General features: G+C 38.2%; 13 protein-coding genes. All 13 read left to right on the top strand.

What is annotated here, in order from left to right; genetic code table 11:
• The first annotated feature begins 11 nt into the window (after positions 1-11).
• The 13 genes from ACJJH9_RS03090 to tnpA all read left to right on the top strand — a co-directional run bounded on the left by ACJJH9_RS03090 (position 12) and on the right by tnpA (position 17,712).
• A complete protein-coding gene (locus tag ACJJH9_RS03090; protein ID WP_444924263.1) occupies positions 12-1,646 on the top strand; it encodes a polysaccharide biosynthesis/export family protein in 1,635 nt (544 codons plus the stop codon).
• A gap of 96 nt (positions 1,647-1,742) precedes the next feature.
• On the top strand, positions 1,743-2,681 hold the full coding sequence (rfbA, locus tag ACJJH9_RS03095; protein WP_444924264.1) for a glucose-1-phosphate thymidylyltransferase RfbA: 939 nt from the start codon (positions 1,743-1,745) through the stop codon (positions 2,679-2,681).
• Positions 2,682-2,730: 49 nt separating this feature from the next.
• Positions 2,731-3,279, top strand: coding sequence for a dTDP-4-dehydrorhamnose 3,5-epimerase (gene rfbC / locus ACJJH9_RS03100; protein WP_444888125.1), 549 nt, complete (start codon positions 2,731-2,733; stop codon positions 3,277-3,279).
• Positions 3,280-3,434: 155 nt separating this feature from the next.
• Positions 3,435-4,307 (top strand): dTDP-4-dehydrorhamnose reductase, encoded by an 873-nt coding sequence (gene rfbD, locus ACJJH9_RS03105; protein ID WP_444924265.1) that lies wholly within the window; start codon positions 3,435-3,437, stop codon positions 4,305-4,307.
• A 174-nt stretch (positions 4,308-4,481) separates the two neighbouring features.
• A complete protein-coding gene (rfbB, locus tag ACJJH9_RS03110; protein WP_444924266.1) occupies positions 4,482-5,543 on the top strand; it encodes a dTDP-glucose 4,6-dehydratase in 1,062 nt (353 codons plus the stop codon).
• Between the two features lie 56 nt (positions 5,544-5,599).
• The gene (locus tag ACJJH9_RS03115; RefSeq protein ID WP_444924267.1) at positions 5,600-8,161 is read left to right on the top strand and encodes a glycosyltransferase family protein; all 2,562 of its coding nucleotides are present in this window, start codon (positions 5,600-5,602) and stop codon (positions 8,159-8,161) included.
• Between the two features lie 8 nt (positions 8,162-8,169).
• Positions 8,170-9,069 (top strand): glycosyltransferase family protein, encoded by a 900-nt coding sequence (locus tag ACJJH9_RS03120; protein WP_444924268.1) that lies wholly within the window; start codon positions 8,170-8,172, stop codon positions 9,067-9,069.
• Positions 9,070-9,185: 116 nt separating this feature from the next.
• The gene (locus ACJJH9_RS03125; protein ID WP_444924269.1) at positions 9,186-10,184 is read left to right on the top strand and encodes a hypothetical protein; all 999 of its coding nucleotides are present in this window, start codon (positions 9,186-9,188) and stop codon (positions 10,182-10,184) included.
• Positions 10,185-10,200: 16 nt separating this feature from the next.
• Entirely contained in the window at positions 10,201-10,959 is a 759-nt protein-coding gene (locus ACJJH9_RS03130; protein WP_444924270.1) for a hypothetical protein, read from the top strand.
• A gap of 109 nt (positions 10,960-11,068) precedes the next feature.
• The gene (locus ACJJH9_RS03135; protein WP_444924271.1) at positions 11,069-13,309 is read left to right on the top strand and encodes a glycosyltransferase family 2 protein; all 2,241 of its coding nucleotides are present in this window, start codon (positions 11,069-11,071) and stop codon (positions 13,307-13,309) included.
• Positions 13,310-13,342: 33 nt separating this feature from the next.
• Complete coding sequence (locus tag ACJJH9_RS03140) at positions 13,343-14,425, top strand: hypothetical protein (protein WP_444924272.1); 1,083 nt, start codon at positions 13,343-13,345, stop codon at positions 14,423-14,425.
• 148 nt (positions 14,426-14,573) lie between these two features.
• Positions 14,574-16,823, top strand: coding sequence for a glycosyltransferase family 2 protein (locus ACJJH9_RS03145; RefSeq protein ID WP_444924273.1), 2,250 nt, complete (start codon positions 14,574-14,576; stop codon positions 16,821-16,823).
• A 454-nt stretch (positions 16,824-17,277) separates the two neighbouring features.
• Positions 17,278-17,712: an IS200/IS605 family transposase gene (gene tnpA, locus ACJJH9_RS03150; RefSeq protein WP_444924274.1), complete on the top strand. Its 435-nt coding sequence runs from the start codon at positions 17,278-17,280 to the stop codon at positions 17,710-17,712.
• Positions 17,713-17,836 lie beyond the last annotated feature (124 nt).

Here is a 17,836-nt window from a genome sequence, read left to right on the forward strand (position 1 = left end):
AGATCGAAAAAATGATCATAAAAAAACTAAAAATTCTTGGGGTGTTACTGGGCTTACTGACAGGCGTTGCCTTGCCAAATGCCCAGGCCCTGGAAACCCAACTATTGGATAAGAATGATTCTACAGAGATTCCCAAATCCAATGTGCCGGTCTTTGGTCAGTCCCTATTCCAAGGTGCTTTTAAAGATCAGCCCTTTAGTGGCTTTAACCCAGACTATCGTATTACCGTAGGTGATCAGATTAACCTACAGCTGTGGGGTGCCTATAGTTTTAGCGCAACCCTGGCCGTGGACCCCCAGGGTAATATTTTTGTACCTGAGGTTGGGCCTGTACATGTCGCCGGCGTGAAAAATGGCGAACTCAATGATTTTGTTCTGCGCCAGGTTAAAGGCGTATTTAAGAAAAATGTGCGCGCCTATGCCAATCTAGAAGCGAGTCAGCCAGTCAAAGTATTTGTAACTGGCTATGTGAAAAGTCCAGGCTTATATAATGGATACTCCTCTGACTCCATCCTCTACTATCTGGATAGTGCCGGTGGTATTGATCGCGATAGTGGCAGCTTTATAGATGTCAAAGTTGTACGTGGTGATCAACTATTGCAAAGAGTCAATCTGTATAACTTCCTTACCGAGGGCAGCATGCCCGCATTGCAGCTGCGTAATGGTGATGCCATTGTTATTGGAGCACGTAACGGAGCCGTTTCTATCGAAGGCGCGGTGCAACAGGCCGCACAAATTGAATTTAACGGTCCTTATACCCAGTTAGGGGAGATGTTACTGGTTACCAAGCCAGATCCTCAGGCTAATTTTGCCCGTATTACCCAAGTGATCGATGATCAGCAGCAAGCCAGCTATTTACCTCTAGAGGAAGCTCTGAATACAGCGCTTTATCCTGGGGCCAGAGTTGAGTTGGTTAGAGATAATGACATCAAATCGATATCCGTTAGCGTAAGTGGTGAATTGGATGGCCCTGCCAGCTATGTGCTTCCCTACGGCGCAACCCTGGAAGATCTCTTGTCGCAGCTCCAGTATCGCGGTAATGCCGATCAATCTGCAGTGCAGCTATATCGTAAGAGCGTGGCTAAGAAGCAGCGTGCAGCACTAGAACGCTCCCTTGATGCACTTCAAATGGAAGTTCTTACCCGCCAGCCAAACACTGAATTAGAAAAAGGCGCTCAGTCTGAAAATGCGGCAATGATTCAAAAATTTATTGCTGAGGCACGAAAAGCACAACCCCGTGGTCAAGTGGTACTGGCTAACAATCCCAATGCTGGAACCATGTTGCTTGAAGATGGTGACAAGCTGGTGGTGCCGCTGAAGAACTCGACGGTTTCAGTGGTAGGTGAAGTGATTTTCCCCACATCATTGGTATTTAATGCGCGTCACACACTGGAAAATTATATTGAAATGGCCGGCGGTTTCTCCAATAACGCTAATCAAGATGAACTGGTGATCCTACACCTGGATGGCACTATCAGCCGGGTTAAAAAAAGTAAGTTCGATAACCGTCTGAAAGATATCTTGCGCCCTGGCGATGAAATAATGGTGATGCCAGAAGTGCGCTCCAGTGAGCTACAGGTGACTAAAGATGTCACAGAAATTCTTTATCGTATAGCAGTGGGTACAGCTGCAGTTTTGTCTTTCTAAGGTGTATGGGGGACTCCTCTTCTTTATAACCTTTAGATAAAAAAGAAGAGGAGAAGACGAAAGTAGTGAGCAATATATAGCTCCAAGGAGAAAAAGATGATCATAAAGGGAAGTTCAACCAGAAAAGGGGTTATTCTGGCTGGAGGCTCCGGTACCCGTTTATATCCTCTTACCAGGGGAGTCAGTAAGCAGCTGATGGGGGTCTATGATAAGCCAATGATTTATTACCCGCTGACAACTCTGATGCTGGCGGGAATCCGAGACATACTGATCATTACGACTCCAGAAGAGCAGTACTTATATCAACGCTTGCTGGAAGATGGTGCTCAATGGGGAATTAATATCAGCTATGCGATACAACCGAGCCCAGATGGTCTCGCGCAGGCTTTTATTATTGGTCGTGAGCATGTGGGTAACAACAAGAGTGCTTTGGTGTTGGGGGATAACATTTTCTATACCCAGCACTTTAGTCAGATCTTGCAGCGTGCAGATGAGCGGGAAGAGGGTGCTACGGTCTTCGGTTACCGTGTTGCCGATGCAAGATCCTATGGCGTCGTAGAATTTGATCAGGAAGGCAAAGCCGTTAGCTTAGAAGAGAAACCGGCCCGTCCAAAATCTAATTATGCGGTAACAGGCCTGTATTTTTATGATAATCAAGTTTGCGACTTGGCCAGGGAGGTGCAACCCAGCCCGCGCGGGGAATTGGAGATTACCGATATCAACAATATCTACCTTGAGCGCGATGAACTGAATGTAGAGTTATTGGGCCGTGGCAGTGCTTGGCTGGATACCGGAACCCATGACAACCTGCTTGAGGCTGCGCATTTTGTTCAAACCATGGAGCGGCGTCAGGGGCTGAAAATTGCCTGCCCTGAGGAAGTGGCGTATCGCAAAGGTTTTATTTGTGCCGAGCAATTGGAAAAGCAGGCTCAGCCACTCTTGAAGAGCGGTTATGGCGAATATTTAATGAGCTTGTTGCTAGAATCTGGAGAGACCTCTGCTCTAACTCAGCATCGATTGACCGCTGTTCTCTAGCACAACATCCTTTTTCCTTTGCCTTGTTAATAATCAAGAAATACACAGTATGAAAGTGATAGAAACTGCAATAACTGATGTGAAAATCCTGGAGCCAAAGGTTTTTGGTGATGAGCGTGGTTTCTTTTTCGAATCTTTTCGGCAAGATTTATTCAGTCAGGAATGTGCAGATAGAGTCTTTGTCCAGGATAACCATAGCAAGTCTACCTTGGGCATACTACGTGGTCTGCATTATCAAACCAAGCAAACACAAGGTAAGTTAGTGCGCGTTACAAAAGGTGAGGTCTTTGATGTTGCGGTCGATTTGCGTAAAAGCTCCTCAACTTTCGGCCAGTGGGTTGGTGTGACGCTTTCAGCAGAAAATAAACGTCAACTTTGGGTACCGGAAGGCTTCGCCCATGGCTTCTATGTTACTAGTGCTGAGGCAGAGTTCGTTTACAAATGTACCGATTACTACGCACCTGAGTATGAACATTCCATTTGTTGGGATGATCCTGATCTGGCGATCGAATGGCCCTTGATTAATGGCCAAGCGCCCAAGCTCTCAGCGAAAGATGCTGAGGGGAAACATCTAAAAGATGCGATTGTTTTCCAGTAACGGCTCGTTGCAGACGAGACCTATACCTAAAGGTATAGCCATAAACTATCAGTGGGGCCCGGTATATAATTCTGAATGCCAGGCTTTATCGCTGCTAGTTTCCACTATTAGGGCCGGGTACCACTGGCCTAACCCAATTCAATGTGAATAAGTGAATGAGAATCCTAGTAACCGGTAAGAATGGCCAGCTGGCAAGGGAGTTGCAAAAACGCAAACCAGCCGGTATTGATCTGATAGCACTAGGCCGCAACGACCTGGATATCACAGATAGTGATCAGGTTATGCAAGCTGTTAATAAGTACCAACCAGATACTCTCGTCAATGCTGCTGCCTACACAGCGGTAGACAAGGCGGAATCAGAGAGAGAGCAAGCTTTCGCCACTAATGCGACAGGTCCAGAAAACTTGGCGAAAACTTGTCGCGAAATGGCTATACGCTTAATACATATTTCCACAGATTTTGTATTTGATGGCCAGAGTTCTACACCTTATCAACCGCAAGATGCCCTACGTCCATTAGGGGTATATGGAGAAAGTAAGGCTGCCGGTGAAGATGCCGTGCAAAGTGTATTGCCACAAGCAATCATTTTACGGACTGCCTGGGTTTATAGTGCCCACGGAGCTAATTTTTCCAACACCATGCTTCGGCTTATGCGTGAACGTAATCAATTGGGTGTAGTGGCGGATCAGATAGGTACACCTACGAGCACCCAAACATTGGCTGAGACAATCTTTACATTGATAGGCAAGCCAAATTTACAGGGTATCTATCACTGTACGGATGCTGGTACTGCAAGTTGGTACGACTTTGCTGTCGCAATCTATGAAGAAGCCAAGGAGCTTGGGCTACTAGCAGAAGCGAAAAATGTAGAAATTAGGCCAATCAATACCTCAGATTACCCTACTCCCGCAGCTAGGCCAGCTTATAGTGTTCTGGATAAGTCTAAATTGGTGAATGATCTGAAGCTTGAACCACAGCATTGGCGCAGGGTTTTACGCGAAGTTTTACAGGAAAAGACTGCGTCATAAAAAATTCAGATCATGCTGTCCTTTATGTTAGTAGACATCCATATGCATGAAGTGACACACGGGTGAAAGGCGCATGCACTGAATAGACACTAGAAACTACTGAAGAACTAAAAGTTTAATCTTGTAAAGATACGCTTTTAGTTTTCTAAAATCCAAAAAAGAATTGTCAAAAAAATGAGTAATTTACTGGTAACCGGCGGTGCTGGTTTTATAGGCGCAAACTTTATCCACTATTGGATGAGCACTTACCCACAGGATAAGGTAGTCGTTCTAGATGCACTAACTTATGCTGGTAACAAGGCTAACTTGGAGTCGGTAGCGGAAAATGCTAATTTTTATTTTTGCCAAGGTAATATCTGCGATACGCACTTGGTAGAAACGCTGCTCAAAGAGAACAGAATTGACACATTGGTGCACTTTGCAGCGGAAAGTCATGTCGATAGGTCTATCAGTGGCCCAGACGCATTTATTGAAACCAATATTATCGGTACTCATAGCCTGCTCAAGGCAGCAAAAAAAGTCTGGCTGGACGAAGGGATTAATAAAGACAATCACCGCTTTCACCATGTTTCCACTGATGAAGTTTATGGAACCTTAGGCCCTGAGGATCCCGCCTTTAGCGAAACCACACCCTATGCACCCAATAGCCCCTATTCAGCTAGTAAGGCTGCGTCAGATCACTTGGTGCGTGCATACCACCATACCTATGGACTGAAGGTTACCACCAGTAATTGCTCCAATAATTACGGCCCTTACCACTTTCCGGAAAAACTGATACCACTAATAATCACAAATATTTTGCAGAATAAACCGTTGCCAGTTTATGGTGATGGCCAACAAATTCGCGACTGGTTGTATGTAGAGGACCATGCGATTGGGATTGATTTGGTAATAAAAAAAGGATGTCTAGGCGAATGCTATAACCTTGGTGGTATTAATGAATGGAAAAATATTGACATTGTAAAGCTTATTTGCAACTCAATAAATGAAGAATTTATCAAAGATACAAAGCTGGCAGATCGTTTTCCCCAAGCTAAAATGGCTCAACAGGGCCGGTGTGGAGACTTGATTAAATTTGTTACTGATCGAGCAGGGCATGATCGACGTTACGCTATTGATCCATCAAAATCGCTAGAAAATTTAGGCTATAAGCCAAAATTTTCGTTCGAAAGTGGTATCAATAAAACCATCAAATGGTTTTTAACCAATGAAAATTGGTGGAAAAATTCCCGATAGATATTAGTTAAGAATTAATCGTTGATTTAATGCAGGATAAAGGTTTGAGGGTGGGTATGTTGAATTTGAAAGGGAAGGTAAAAGAGTATTTTTCAAATAAAGAACTCCTGATTAATAAAGCTAAAGAGGTAAATTTTGTCGGAGATCTAAGAAAAAATAAAATTCTGATAGAGAATGAATTTGATGAAAAATACTATCTGAAACAGAATCCAGATGTATTGAATTTTGAAATATCAGCAATAGATCACTATATCCGATTCGGGGCAAAAGAAGGTCGAAATCCCAATTGTTACTTTGAAACTAACTTTTATATAACAGAGTGCGGTGACTCAAGAGTAATCAATGGAGAGTTAAACCCTTTTGCTCATTATATTACTTATGGTCGTGAACAGCTTTTGAATCCTCGTCCAATCAAGTTCCCATTAAAAGATCTAACTCCAGATAGTTTTGAACATATTCTAAACATAATAGTTAAAGAGTTTGATCCTTCCTATTACCTGGAAAACAATCCTGATGTTAGAAGAGCTGGTGTTGATCCAATAAAACATTTTATTGTTGAAGGCTGGAAAGAAAGTAGGAATCCAAACTCAACTTTTATTATCAATGCATATCTTTTAGCTAATATTGATGTTAAAGAAGCAGGAATAAATCCTTTTTATCATTATATTGCACAAGGAAAGAGTGAAGGTCGGATGCTTTCTTTGGGTAAAGAAGATAAACACTCTAAACTCTCAAGTGTTAATAGTCATAGTGAATCATATATAGATTATAATCCTAATCTGCAGGAAGAAATATATTCTAATTCTGACGACCAATATAATCATATATATGAGGTGTTAGATAAAGAATTTGACAGAGAATACTACCTCAATGCTAACCCTGATGTAGCTGAGGCAAATTTAGATCCGCTTTATCATTTTATCGTACAGGGCTGGAGTGAGGGGAGAAATCCTGCAGAAAACTTTAACACAAAAGGCTATTTGTCAGCCAATAAAGATGTTTTAGAAGCAGGAGTAAATCCTTTTTATCATTATGTAGTTGCAGGGAGAGCTGAAGGGAGATCTCTTCAGGAAGTAGCTGCTAAAGCCCCAAAAAATGAAGAAGTAAAATTTATCATTGAAACTATTAAACAACAATTTAATAGTGCCTTTTACTTGAAAATGTATCCAGAGGTTAAGGCTTTGGGTGTAGACCCTGTTGAACACTATGTACTTGAGGGATGGAATAAAGGATTTTGGCCGACACCCGATTTTAACTCAACATATTATCTATCAGATAATCCAGATGTGAAAGAGGCTGGGGTTAACCCTTTTTATCATTATTTGGTTTCGGGCAAAAACGAGCGTAGGTACTCAGATCAACCAGGGGGAGACGTTGCCAACACGATCCTTACAATAAGAACAGCGGATGAAATAGCAAACACTTGGGTAGTGAATACTTCTGTGGAGCTAATGACAAAAGAAGCAATAGAAACTTTGTTTTCAGTAAGTCTCCATGAGGTTAATTATCTTTCCTTTAGCCATGATGTTTATTTGAAGAATCTAGGTGGCGTCCAACAATGCGTGGCAATTGAGCAACAGGAGGCTAATAAACAAGGTTTTGGTTATCTACACTTAGCTCCTGTACAGCCGCTACCATTTATGGCTGAAAAGAGAAATGAATTTTTGTTCCATCTTTCAATTAATGGAATATACGAAGGGGTTGTAAATTGGGAGTTATTGGAATTATGTTTGAAAAAAATCAATGCAGAATTCAGACCAATAATACATGTTTTACATGGCCACAGCGCTGAAATCATTGAGAAGTTATTAATAGCAGTTAATAGGCCTCATACAATATTCTGGTTACATGATTATCTCTCTATTTGCGAAGGATATAATTTACTAAGAAATAATGTAGTTTTTTGTGGTGCGCCTTCTCAAACGAGTCAAGCTTGTTCAATTTGTATTCACGGCTCTCGTAGGGAGAAACACTACAAAAGGGTAGAGAAATTATTTAACTCAATTGATATGAATGTAGTTGCACCATCGGAATTCACCTTAGATTTATGGAGATCCAAATCGAGTCTAAAGATGAAATCAAATAGGGTTATTGAACATCTATCATTAGAGTTAGATTCCATAAGGCCTGATCATGTTGGCGGTGTGATTAGAATAGGTTTCCTAGGCTTTCCTGCATATCTTAAAGGGTGGGGAGATTTCGCCAAATTAGTCAAAAAGTTTATTTGTGATGAAAGATATGAATTTGTTCATTTGGCGCATGAAAATCCAAATCTATTACCTATTGAATTTGTAGAGGCAAAGGCTACTTTTGATGATCGTGAAGCAATGATTAGGGCTGTTAGAAAAAGTAACTTAGATCTCGTATTTATTCCAGCAAAGTCTCCGGAAACATTTGGCTTTACGGCCTATGAAGCAGTAGCTGGCGGAGCAAAAGTAATAACCTACTCTGACGCAGGTAATGTATCGGCTTTTGTTGCTCAGTATAATTCAGGAGCTATTTTTAATGATTTCAACGAGGTAAACAAATTATTGGAAGCTGGCATCACTGAGTCGTTGTTATCGGGCAGGTCATATTCAAAACCTATATATAGCAAAATGTCAATGGATTTGAGTTAGGAGTTAATATGAGAGTTGCATGTTTTTCAAGCTTTACATTTAGTTATCTTGCAAAAGCGAGAGTTCTAGCGGCTTCCCTTAAGAGATTTCATCCTGAGTGGGATTTTCATGCATTAATGACGGATTTACCCCCAGAAAATGTAGAATTCGATCTAGAAAATGAGAATTTTAATAGCATTATATGGAGTAAAGATTTAGGTATTCCTGACTTTGAGGAGTGGATAAGAAAACACAATATTGTAGAAGCGTGCACAGCTGTAAAAGGTGCTGCACTTTATTATCTCTCACAACGAGACTATGACATAGTTATTTACCTGGATCCTGATGTAGTAGTATTCGGGGAATTGTCAGACATTTGTAAGGAGTTAGAAAGTAATCAAATACTACTAACGCCACATCAGCTCACTCCAGAAGATCCGGAAGACTGGGTTGCCATTCACGATAATGAATTGTCATCTTCGAAGCATGGGGTTTACAATCTTGGCTTTGTTGCGATTCGAACAAAGAGTGAGGGTGTACGCTTTGCGCAATGGTGGAGAGATAGGCTTTATAAGTATTGTAAGGAAGATATTCCTAATGGAATGTTTACAGATCAAAAATGGTGTGATTTAGTCCCCGCTTTTTTTGATAGTGTGAAAATTATTCGTGATCCTGGGTTTAATGTCGCAAGTTGGAATCTCAGCCAAAGAGAAATTTCAATAGATCAGGAAGGAAAGATATGGGTGAATGGATCTCCTATTAAATTCTTTCATTTTACTAAGCTAGGACCAACAGGACGAAAGATGACGGAGAGATATGCAGTAGATAACACGGAAGTATACGAGCTTTGGTCCTGGTACGGAAGACAAGTCAGCTTAAATCAGATAGAAGGGCTACCGAATAGATATTGGGCATATGGTTATATTTGAATTATATTATTTGAGATGTTTATGCCAATCAATAACAATATAAAAAATAAAGATTTATAATAAATAAATTCACAACGAATTTCCATTATACATATAATTAGATAGAACAATACTTAATGAACCTAAACCAATCACAGCTATTAAAACAGGTGAGATCCACCAACCCCAAAGAAGCATTAAAATATATTGATGATAATTCTTTGTTTTCTAATGGTATGAGGAAATCCTTAAGCTTTTATTTGAAGGCATATCTTGATGAATTTCCAGAAGCTGAAAGTTTAGAAAGTTTTATCTCTGAAGATGAAAGTGCGATTCTATATGGCAAGTGCCCTGTAATATTCTTAGGCAGTAATAATTGGGCTTTGAAGCGCTTTGAAACGATAAAGAACCTTTCAAAAAAGCTTGAAGTCTGGAGTATGCAGGTCAATAGGATATTAGATAAAATAGAAACAGATCGATTGTCTATATTTCTTATACCAGAAAAAGATAGTGTCTTACGTTTTTTTGGTGACGAAGAACTAGACAATACATCCATTGCAATAGATTTATGGCGACAAAAATTAAGGAATGAAAGAGGTGCGATTTCTTATCACTTGGATCCCTTAAAAAACGTAGTTGATAAAAGGCTTGAAAACTATCGTTATTACGATTCACATTTATTAGCACGTGATTACATAACATATTTTTTTTCCTCCCTGGAGCAATTTGGACTTATCAGTTCCTTCAGAACTGAAGAATTTTCGCTTGTTCCTTATGATTATTATGCAGATTTATCCTCTAAATTTGATCATGATGTAATAAACCCTATTAAATTTTTGCTCCCAAACTTCGCTCGCGATTCAGTAACTTTAACAAGTGGATGTAAAAATTTCGCAAATCCTTTGAGAGATACATTTCAGTCATTTCATAATAAGGAAGCCCCAATTAAGGCTAAAGTCACTATTTTCGGCGACTCCCACTCAAGTATTTATGAAAAAAGAAATCTCACATATTTATATGCAAACACATTCAAAGATTGTAGTTTTTACTGGGATCCTATGGCAATAAATAATATTAATCTTATTGATACTGATTACTGTATCCTTGAAATTTCTACAAGATTTCTTTTTGGTTAAAAGTGGTGTAACTGAAGTGAAAAGATTAATTATTCATGTCGGCATGCCTAAATGTGCATCAACATCTATCCAACAAGCCGTTAAAAATTCTAAAGAAGTATATTTTCCAGAAAGTGGGGTTCATGATACGGAACATTTAGCAATACCATTAAAAATAAAAGGAGTTGATGATTGGACACGCCAGTGGTTTGATGATGAATGGGCAGAAAATGAATTCCAAAAAATCATAAATGAGATCTGTGAGTTAAAATTTAAAGACTCGATAAATACAATCTTTCTAAGCTCAGAACGATTGGCTGATTGTAATGAAATACAATTGTCTAAACTAGTATCATATTTTCCAGATTTTGACATTGAATTTTTACTAATCCGTCGCGACAAAGATGCATTTATTAAATCTAATTGGCGCCATGCAGTTTTTAGGCATGATTTAAGTGATAGCTTCGATTCGTTTTACAAAAAAATGCTCAAATGTGATCTGGATTTTTTCTATAATAGGTTTAAATCATCTTATAAGATAAAATTATTGGATATTGACTGTAAGGATTGGGTAAAAGAACTTTCAACATTCATAGGTGCCACTAATTTAGTATTAAATAATGAAAATGTCAGCGCTAGTTTTGAGTGCTGCAAAATGCTAAGTTTAATGCATAGGGAATTAGGGACAGATATGTTCCAATCTTTTTTTAATCATGAAAGGAAGGTGGAATTTTCTGAACTATTTAAGTCGCCTAAAAAAAAATCAATAACCCAATTTACAGACCCTATATTTTAAAAATTTAATCTTTATTTTTTGATAAGTTTTAGGCTTTTTGGCAATAGACCTTCATACATCTTTTGTGAATGATTTAAAATAATATTCTGTAAATATATAGTGAATTACAATGGGCATCGCATACCCTTTCATTGCTGAATTTCAATTATGGCTTAATCGCCGTCAAAAATGTAAATTAGAGCCCATAAGTGATTGTGAAACCATTGCAAGTGGTTATGCATGTACTGGAAAGGATCCGGCTTTTGAAGTAAGACCTGAGCGATGTGATTTTCTTCGAGGTTGGTATATGCTAGAAATTATGGCAAAATCATCCGTTCCAGTATTACCCACCAAACTCTATGCTGACTATGGGCAAGGATTTAAAGAAGCCGAGAGCTTTTTCTTGTCAGTTAAAACCGGACAATTAACCAAGAGGCTATGCTATTTTCCGAATAGTGTTAGGGCTCTACGTTTTGATCCTGCTGATTTCCCTTTAGAAATAAAAATAGATCACTTCGTACTAGCTAAAGTTACACAAAGCTTCTCACGAAAGATTATGGCAAGAAAACTTGTAAGAGCCAAAAAATATGAATCAGAGGAACTGGCTACAGCAATTAGTTATCCAGAATATTGGTACGAATATAATGCTCTGTTCTCACAGGATTTGCTAAATGATTATGATGTAAAATTGTTGGAAGAAAAATCGTACTATACAGCGTATAATGTCGAAAAAAAATTACGATTATTGGTTTCTAAGCCAAAGATTTCCATTGTAATGCCGGTATTTGATCCCCCGATTCAGTATCTCAAAGAGTGCCTGGATTCAGTGGTGATGCAATCATATCCACACTGGCAATTGTGTATTGCAGATGATAAATCTAGTGATCCAAAAGTAGCGCAGCTTCTAGAAAATTATACAGCTAAGGATCAGCGTATTCGTTGGATTCAACGTGCGAAAAATGGACATATATGTGTCGCGAGTAACACAGCTTTAGCATTAGCAGAAGGTAAATATGTCACTTTTTTGGATCATGATGACTGTTTGTTTCCACATGCCTTATTAGAAGTTGTAAGTAGTATACAAGAAAATCCTGAGGCTGACATTTTTTACACTGATGAAGATTTCATTGATGATAAAGGGCGCAGATTTGCTCCTCATTACAAATCCGACTGGAATCCAGCATTATTACTTTCACATAATTATGTCACACATCTGACTATATATCGCCGTGAACTATTGATGAGAGTCGGTGGGTTTCGTGAAAAAGCAGGAGTGGAAGGTTCACAAGATTATGATCTACTTCTTCGTACTTCAGCTGAAACTACTGATAAGAATATTATCCATATTCCTAAGGTACTTTACCATTGGCGCGCACATGAAAACTCCACTGCTCTGGATTCCGAGAAAAAGTCTTATACTTCTATTGCTGGACAAAAGGCACTACAAAATTATTTAGATACTTCAGCAATATCAGGAAATGCTCAACTAACCAAAGATGATAATCTTTATCGGATTGATTATACAATAGAGAAGGATCCACTGGTTAGTTTACTAATTCCTACCCGAGATATGCTTGATGTTTTAGCCCCCTGCGTGAGTTCAATTCTGAACAAATCCACTTATCAAAACATTGAAATATTAATTTTAGACAATCAAAGTAAGGAACGCGAAACTTTATCTTGGTTCCTTGAAATACAAAAGAATGACACACGAGTCAAGATATTAAAATTTGATAAGCCTTTCAATTATTCTGAAATAAATAATTTTGGAGCATCCCATGCTCGTGGAGAAATTATTGGTTTAATCAATAATGATATAGAGATAATCACGCCACAATGGATTGAGGAGTTGGTTTCACTAGCCCAACAGCCTAAATATGGTTGTGTCGGCGCCCTACTTTACTATCCAGATGATACAGTACAGCATGGGGGGGTGATTTTGGGGCTTGGTGGATACGCGGCTCATTCTCATCGTGGGTTACCACGAGGCAGTCAAGGGTACTTCAATCGACTAAAAGTGCGCCAAAATTTAAGCGCAGTGACGGGTGCCTGTTTATTTGTACGTAAGGAAATTTATGAAATGGTTGGCGGCTTGGATGAAGAGTTTGCTGTTGCCTATAACGACGTCGATTTTTGTTTAAAAGTCCTCGAATCCGGTTATCTAAACATCTTTACACCATTTGCAGAACTTTATCACCACGAAAGTAAATCTAGAGGACTTGAAGATTCCAATGAAAAGGTTACTAGGTTCAACTCCGAAAAAGAGAAGCTATTAGAGAAGTGGGGAAATTATATATTAAATGATCCTTACTACAATATTAATTTGACACGCTCTAAAGAAGATTTTTCGATTAGGATTAATAATAATTAGAACTACCTAATAGAGTGTATAGAAGAGGTAAATATGACTTTTTTTAAAGCAACCTCCCCAAAAAAATCAGAAGAGCTTTTGATAGAAAACGGAAACTTTCTTGGAGCTCTTGATAATCAATGGGGACCAGTTATTCATGGTTGGGCACTAAATAAAATAAATAACTCACCTGTAACTGTTAAAGTAACTACTGATAAAGAAGAATATTATATTGTAGCCAAAGAACTACGTAAAGATATTATTGATTGCGGACTTCACCCTACAGGTAATTGTGGTTTTTCTATAAATATAGGCCGGAGACTAAATAATCCTGCAAAAGTAAACATGATGATAGATGTTGGAGAATTAAAACCCAGTCGTCCTAAATTTGTGAATAAACAAATATTTTTTATGCATATTGCAAAGACAGCGGGAAGCTCTACAAACCGATTTTTTGTACAATTCTTAGGTGATAAAAATTCGGCTGTTCATATTGAGGGTGAAAATAATCCTAAATCGCTGAGGGGGTTAAGATATATTTCAGGTCATATAGGTTACGAATCATTTTTTAATAATTACTTTCCACACTTAGCTTGTGATAGGCAAGATATTTATCTTGCAACCATCTTAAGATCACCCTTAAAACAGTTAGTTTCACACCTTAATTGGGTAAGGCATTTAATTGAGCCGCAAAAAGCAGAATTCCTAGCTAGCCATCCACCAATAGTTCATAAAATATCACAAAGATTAAAAAACTTGGATTTCACCAGTCCGGAGGACATGTCGGAATTTGTGGAAACTTTAAAACCTTCCGAAAGACCACTTTTCGATAATTGTCAGTCACGATACTTCCATTCAGGCTGTAGCTCATCCAGTTATAGTCAGAATGATTTTAATAAAGCTTTAGAAAACTTCAAAAAATTTCACTTCGTCGGTATTACAGAAAGATTTGAAAGTTCGATTCGAATACTCGCCGATAAGGCTGGCATTATCGATGACTGGATAAGTACACCAAAAGAAAATGTCAACAGTTTTGATTATGGATTCGATTTTAATAATGGTGAACTAATCGAGTCTGTCTCACCTCTAATTAAATATGATAATAAATTATACGAATTAGCCTTGGCTAATCAGTAGTAAATCTAAATGCTAAACATTATAGCCGAGATAGATAACAAATGATTTCTTTTTCAAAAAAAAGCAATGTATCTAGAAATTTTTTGCTGAGATAATTCCCAGTCTAATATTTTAAATCCATCTGATATAAATTGAATCAACATATAAAATGATCAAGACTTTATTCCAAATAGACCTATTGCAAAGGGTGAAAATCCAGCAAGATTTGGTTGCCAATGGTGATTCAAAAAACAAATTTTCTCCTTCTGAAATTGAAGATGTGATAATCCCCATTGGTAGAGAATTAAAAATATCTGGCTGGTACATGCTTGAATTTAATGTTACGCATGATTCATCATTTGCCTCAGCAGAGCTTGTTTTCAGCCAAAACGAAAATTTCGAAGCTATTTGCTCAAGCAAACTTACTATTCTCAGTGGAAAACTTTGCAAAAGAATTGTTTACTTTCCAAAGGTGGTCAGAGTCAATGCGATCAAGTTTTATGGAATCGAAAAAGATTTTTTACCAAACAGATTAAATTTGGTCCGACTAGCACCTTGGTTTGCCATTGATAGAATATTAAAAAAATTATCGAATACGCATCTTTTATTCCGTGGTTATAATAAAAAAACAATATGGTCCATTATTAGAAAAGAAGCGAAAAAAAGAAAACAAAAAACATACCAGGCGGCATTAGATTATTATTCAGATACTTTCCTTAGACATTGTTTTAGTCAAGATTATAACCGATGGTTGAGTAATCGGCAGTGGAAATTTTATGGTGATAGTAAGGGTGATCAGCCTCATAAAAATTACGCAAAACCACTAATATCTATCATAATGCCGGTTCATAATCCTTCTTTAAAATTTTTAAGTGAGGCAATAGATTCTGTTACTGAGCAATCATATAGTAACTGGGAGTTGTGCATTGCAGATGACAATTCGAATGGCCCAGAAGTTCGCGCCGCTCTTCTGAAATACCTTAAAATGGATGAAAGGATTAAGATTGTATTTCGCGATAAAAATGGACATATTTCTGCAGCTAGTAATAGTGCGCTTGCTTTAGCCAAGGGTGATTATGTTGCTTTATTAGATCAAGATGACAGGCTTAATTCAAATGCCCTTTTATCTGTTGTTCAAACTCTTAATAAGGACAAAGATATTTTGCTTGCATATACAGATGAAGATAAGTTTGATCAAGATGGAAAAAGATTTGAACCTCATTTCAAGCCTAAATGGAACCCTGATCTATTACTTTCTCATAACTATATTTGCCATTTTGTTGTGATAAAAAATGAACTAATAAAAAAAATTAATGGATTTCGTGAGGGTGTAGAGGGAAGTCAGGATCATGACCTACTGCTGCGCTGTATGCCCTATCTAAATTCTAACTTGGTGAGTCATATACCAGAAATACTCTATCATTGGCGTGCTACCCCAGGATCAACTGCACTATGTGGAAAAAATAAAAAATATACTCAACATGCAGGTTTACGTTCCATAAGGAATTATATCCAAGAAGAAAAATTATCTGCAGAAGTTTATTACGGTGCAGCTCCAAATACCTATCGTATACAATGGAAAATACCTTCTCCACCTCCGAAAGTAAGTTTATTAATTCCTACAAGGAATGGATTTAATTTTCTTAAATCTTGTATCGAGAGTATTTTATGTAAAACAAGTTACAAGAATTTTGAAATTTTAATTCTAAATAATCAGAGTAGCTGTAAAGATACTTTAAACTTCTTTAAGCATATAGTTTCTGATCCTAGAGTTTCCGTCCACTCCTGGGATCATAAGTTTAACTATTCAGCGATTAATAATTTTGGAGTGAAACAGGCAAATGGTGATTTGATAGGTCTTGTAAATAATGACATAGAGCCCATCAATGAGGATTGGCTGAGTGAAATGGTTCGCCATGCCTGTAGACCTGATATAGGCTGTGTAGGTGCTAAATTATATTACCCAAATGATACGGTTCAACATGGCGGTGTAATTCTTGGGATCGGAGGGGTTGCTGGACACTCACATAAATATTTCAAAAAGCACGATTATGGTTATTTTTCACGACTACAGCTAGTACAAAATTTATCAGCTGTCACAGGTGCTTGCTTATTAGTGAAAAAAACAATTTTTGAGGAAGTTGGAGGATTGAATGAAAAAAGTTTACCTGTGGCTTATAACGATGTAGATTTATGTTTAAAGGTTCGAGAAGCAGGATATAGAAACCTTTGGACTCCATATGCAGAACTCTACCATCATGAGTCGGTATCTCGTGGAGCTGATAATACACTCGTTAAGAGGCGTCGAGCTCAAAAAGAGACTGAATATATGCGCAGTTATTGGGGTAATCAATTGGATTCAGACCCAGCTTATAACCCAAACTTGACACTTGTGCATGAAGACTTTTCACTCGCATAGTTAAAATTCGGTAATGGACTAAATTATTTTAGTCCGATATTTTTGGTTTAAAAACAAAAACTATTGTTAGTTAAAAAGTTAAACTATTTCAAATTTTTAGTCTATTGTTATTTGCTAATTATTAAATGTAGTATTTAATGTTTAGCAATGATCTAAAGGAAATTATGAAATCCTTAAAGCTTAATCTAGGTGCATAATAATGGTACTTATTTATGGTGATTTCTTCTACCGTACTTAAAAAGTTTAAATAGAGCTATATTTTAAATTTAGCGCTAAGTGGAAAGAAAAATTTTGATGAAAAGATCCTGGCTCTAAATTTCTATCATAAATATTATTAATTAACACACAGGTAAACCAACGCCTCTGGCGGTGAGACTTGACAAGGCTCAGCCGTTCCGGCGTGCAGAGTAAAAATATGGCCTCCATGAACGGGCAAGTTCTAGAAGGAGGCCATATGCGAGATTGGCAGTGCCAAGCTCACGTGAAACATTATTGCAGGTACCACGTGGTATTTGTGCCCAAGTATCGAAAGAAAGCGTTATTTGGGACATTGAGGCGGGAGATTGGAGCAATATTCCGAGACTTATGTCGTCAAAAGGGCATTGAGTTAGTCGAGGGGTACGCAATGAGGGATCACATTCATATGCTGTTAATGATTCCTCCGAAGTTTAGTGTTTCCAATACGGTTGGGTTTCTGAAAGGGAAATCTGTGATCCAGATATTTCGAAAGTACAAGCATGTACAGAGAAATTTCACAGGAAGACACCTTTGGGCTCGGGGTTACTGCGTGAGTACAGTGGGGCTTGATGAGCAGATGATTCGAGAGTACATCAAGAATCAAGAGGTCGAAGAATGCCGGCAAGAGCAGATTCAACTAGCGGGGTTGTAACTAGCCCCCTCTGGGGGCTTTCACCATACCACCCGCTATGCGGGTGGTTGCTGATTCATAAATCTTTTAGAAACGAGGTGTCACACTTTCTAAGTTGTTTTAAGAGTCACACCATTTAAGGGGT

The organism is Microbulbifer mixtoriginis (SeqCode) (genome assembly GCF_052466715.1).

Excerpts from the sequence above, each read along its gene's own strand:
- rfbD (WP_444924265.1), top strand. The coding sequence starts at position 3,435 with ATGAGAATCCTAGTAACCGGTAAGAATGGCCAGCTGGCAAGGGAGTTG.
- ACJJH9_RS03090 (WP_444924263.1), top strand. The coding sequence starts at position 12 with ATGATCATAAAAAAACTAAAAATTCTTGGGGTGTTACTGGGCTTACTG.
- ACJJH9_RS03125 (WP_444924269.1), top strand. The coding sequence starts at position 9,186 with ATGAACCTAAACCAATCACAGCTATTAAAACAGGTGAGATCCACCAAC.
- tnpA (WP_444924274.1), top strand. The coding sequence starts at position 17,278 with ATGCGAGATTGGCAGTGCCAAGCTCACGTGAAACATTATTGCAGGTAC.
- rfbB (WP_444924266.1), top strand. The coding sequence starts at position 4,482 with ATGAGTAATTTACTGGTAACCGGCGGTGCTGGTTTTATAGGCGCAAAC.
- ACJJH9_RS03120 (WP_444924268.1), top strand. The coding sequence starts at position 8,170 with ATGAGAGTTGCATGTTTTTCAAGCTTTACATTTAGTTATCTTGCAAAA.
- ACJJH9_RS03135 (WP_444924271.1), top strand. The coding sequence starts at position 11,069 with ATGGGCATCGCATACCCTTTCATTGCTGAATTTCAATTATGGCTTAAT.
- rfbC (WP_444888125.1), top strand. The coding sequence starts at position 2,731 with ATGAAAGTGATAGAAACTGCAATAACTGATGTGAAAATCCTGGAGCCA.
- ACJJH9_RS03115 (WP_444924267.1), top strand. The coding sequence starts at position 5,600 with ATGTTGAATTTGAAAGGGAAGGTAAAAGAGTATTTTTCAAATAAAGAA.
- ACJJH9_RS03140 (WP_444924272.1), top strand. The coding sequence starts at position 13,343 with ATGACTTTTTTTAAAGCAACCTCCCCAAAAAAATCAGAAGAGCTTTTG.
- ACJJH9_RS03145 (WP_444924273.1), top strand. The coding sequence starts at position 14,574 with ATGATCAAGACTTTATTCCAAATAGACCTATTGCAAAGGGTGAAAATC.
- rfbA (WP_444924264.1), top strand. The coding sequence starts at position 1,743 with ATGATCATAAAGGGAAGTTCAACCAGAAAAGGGGTTATTCTGGCTGGA.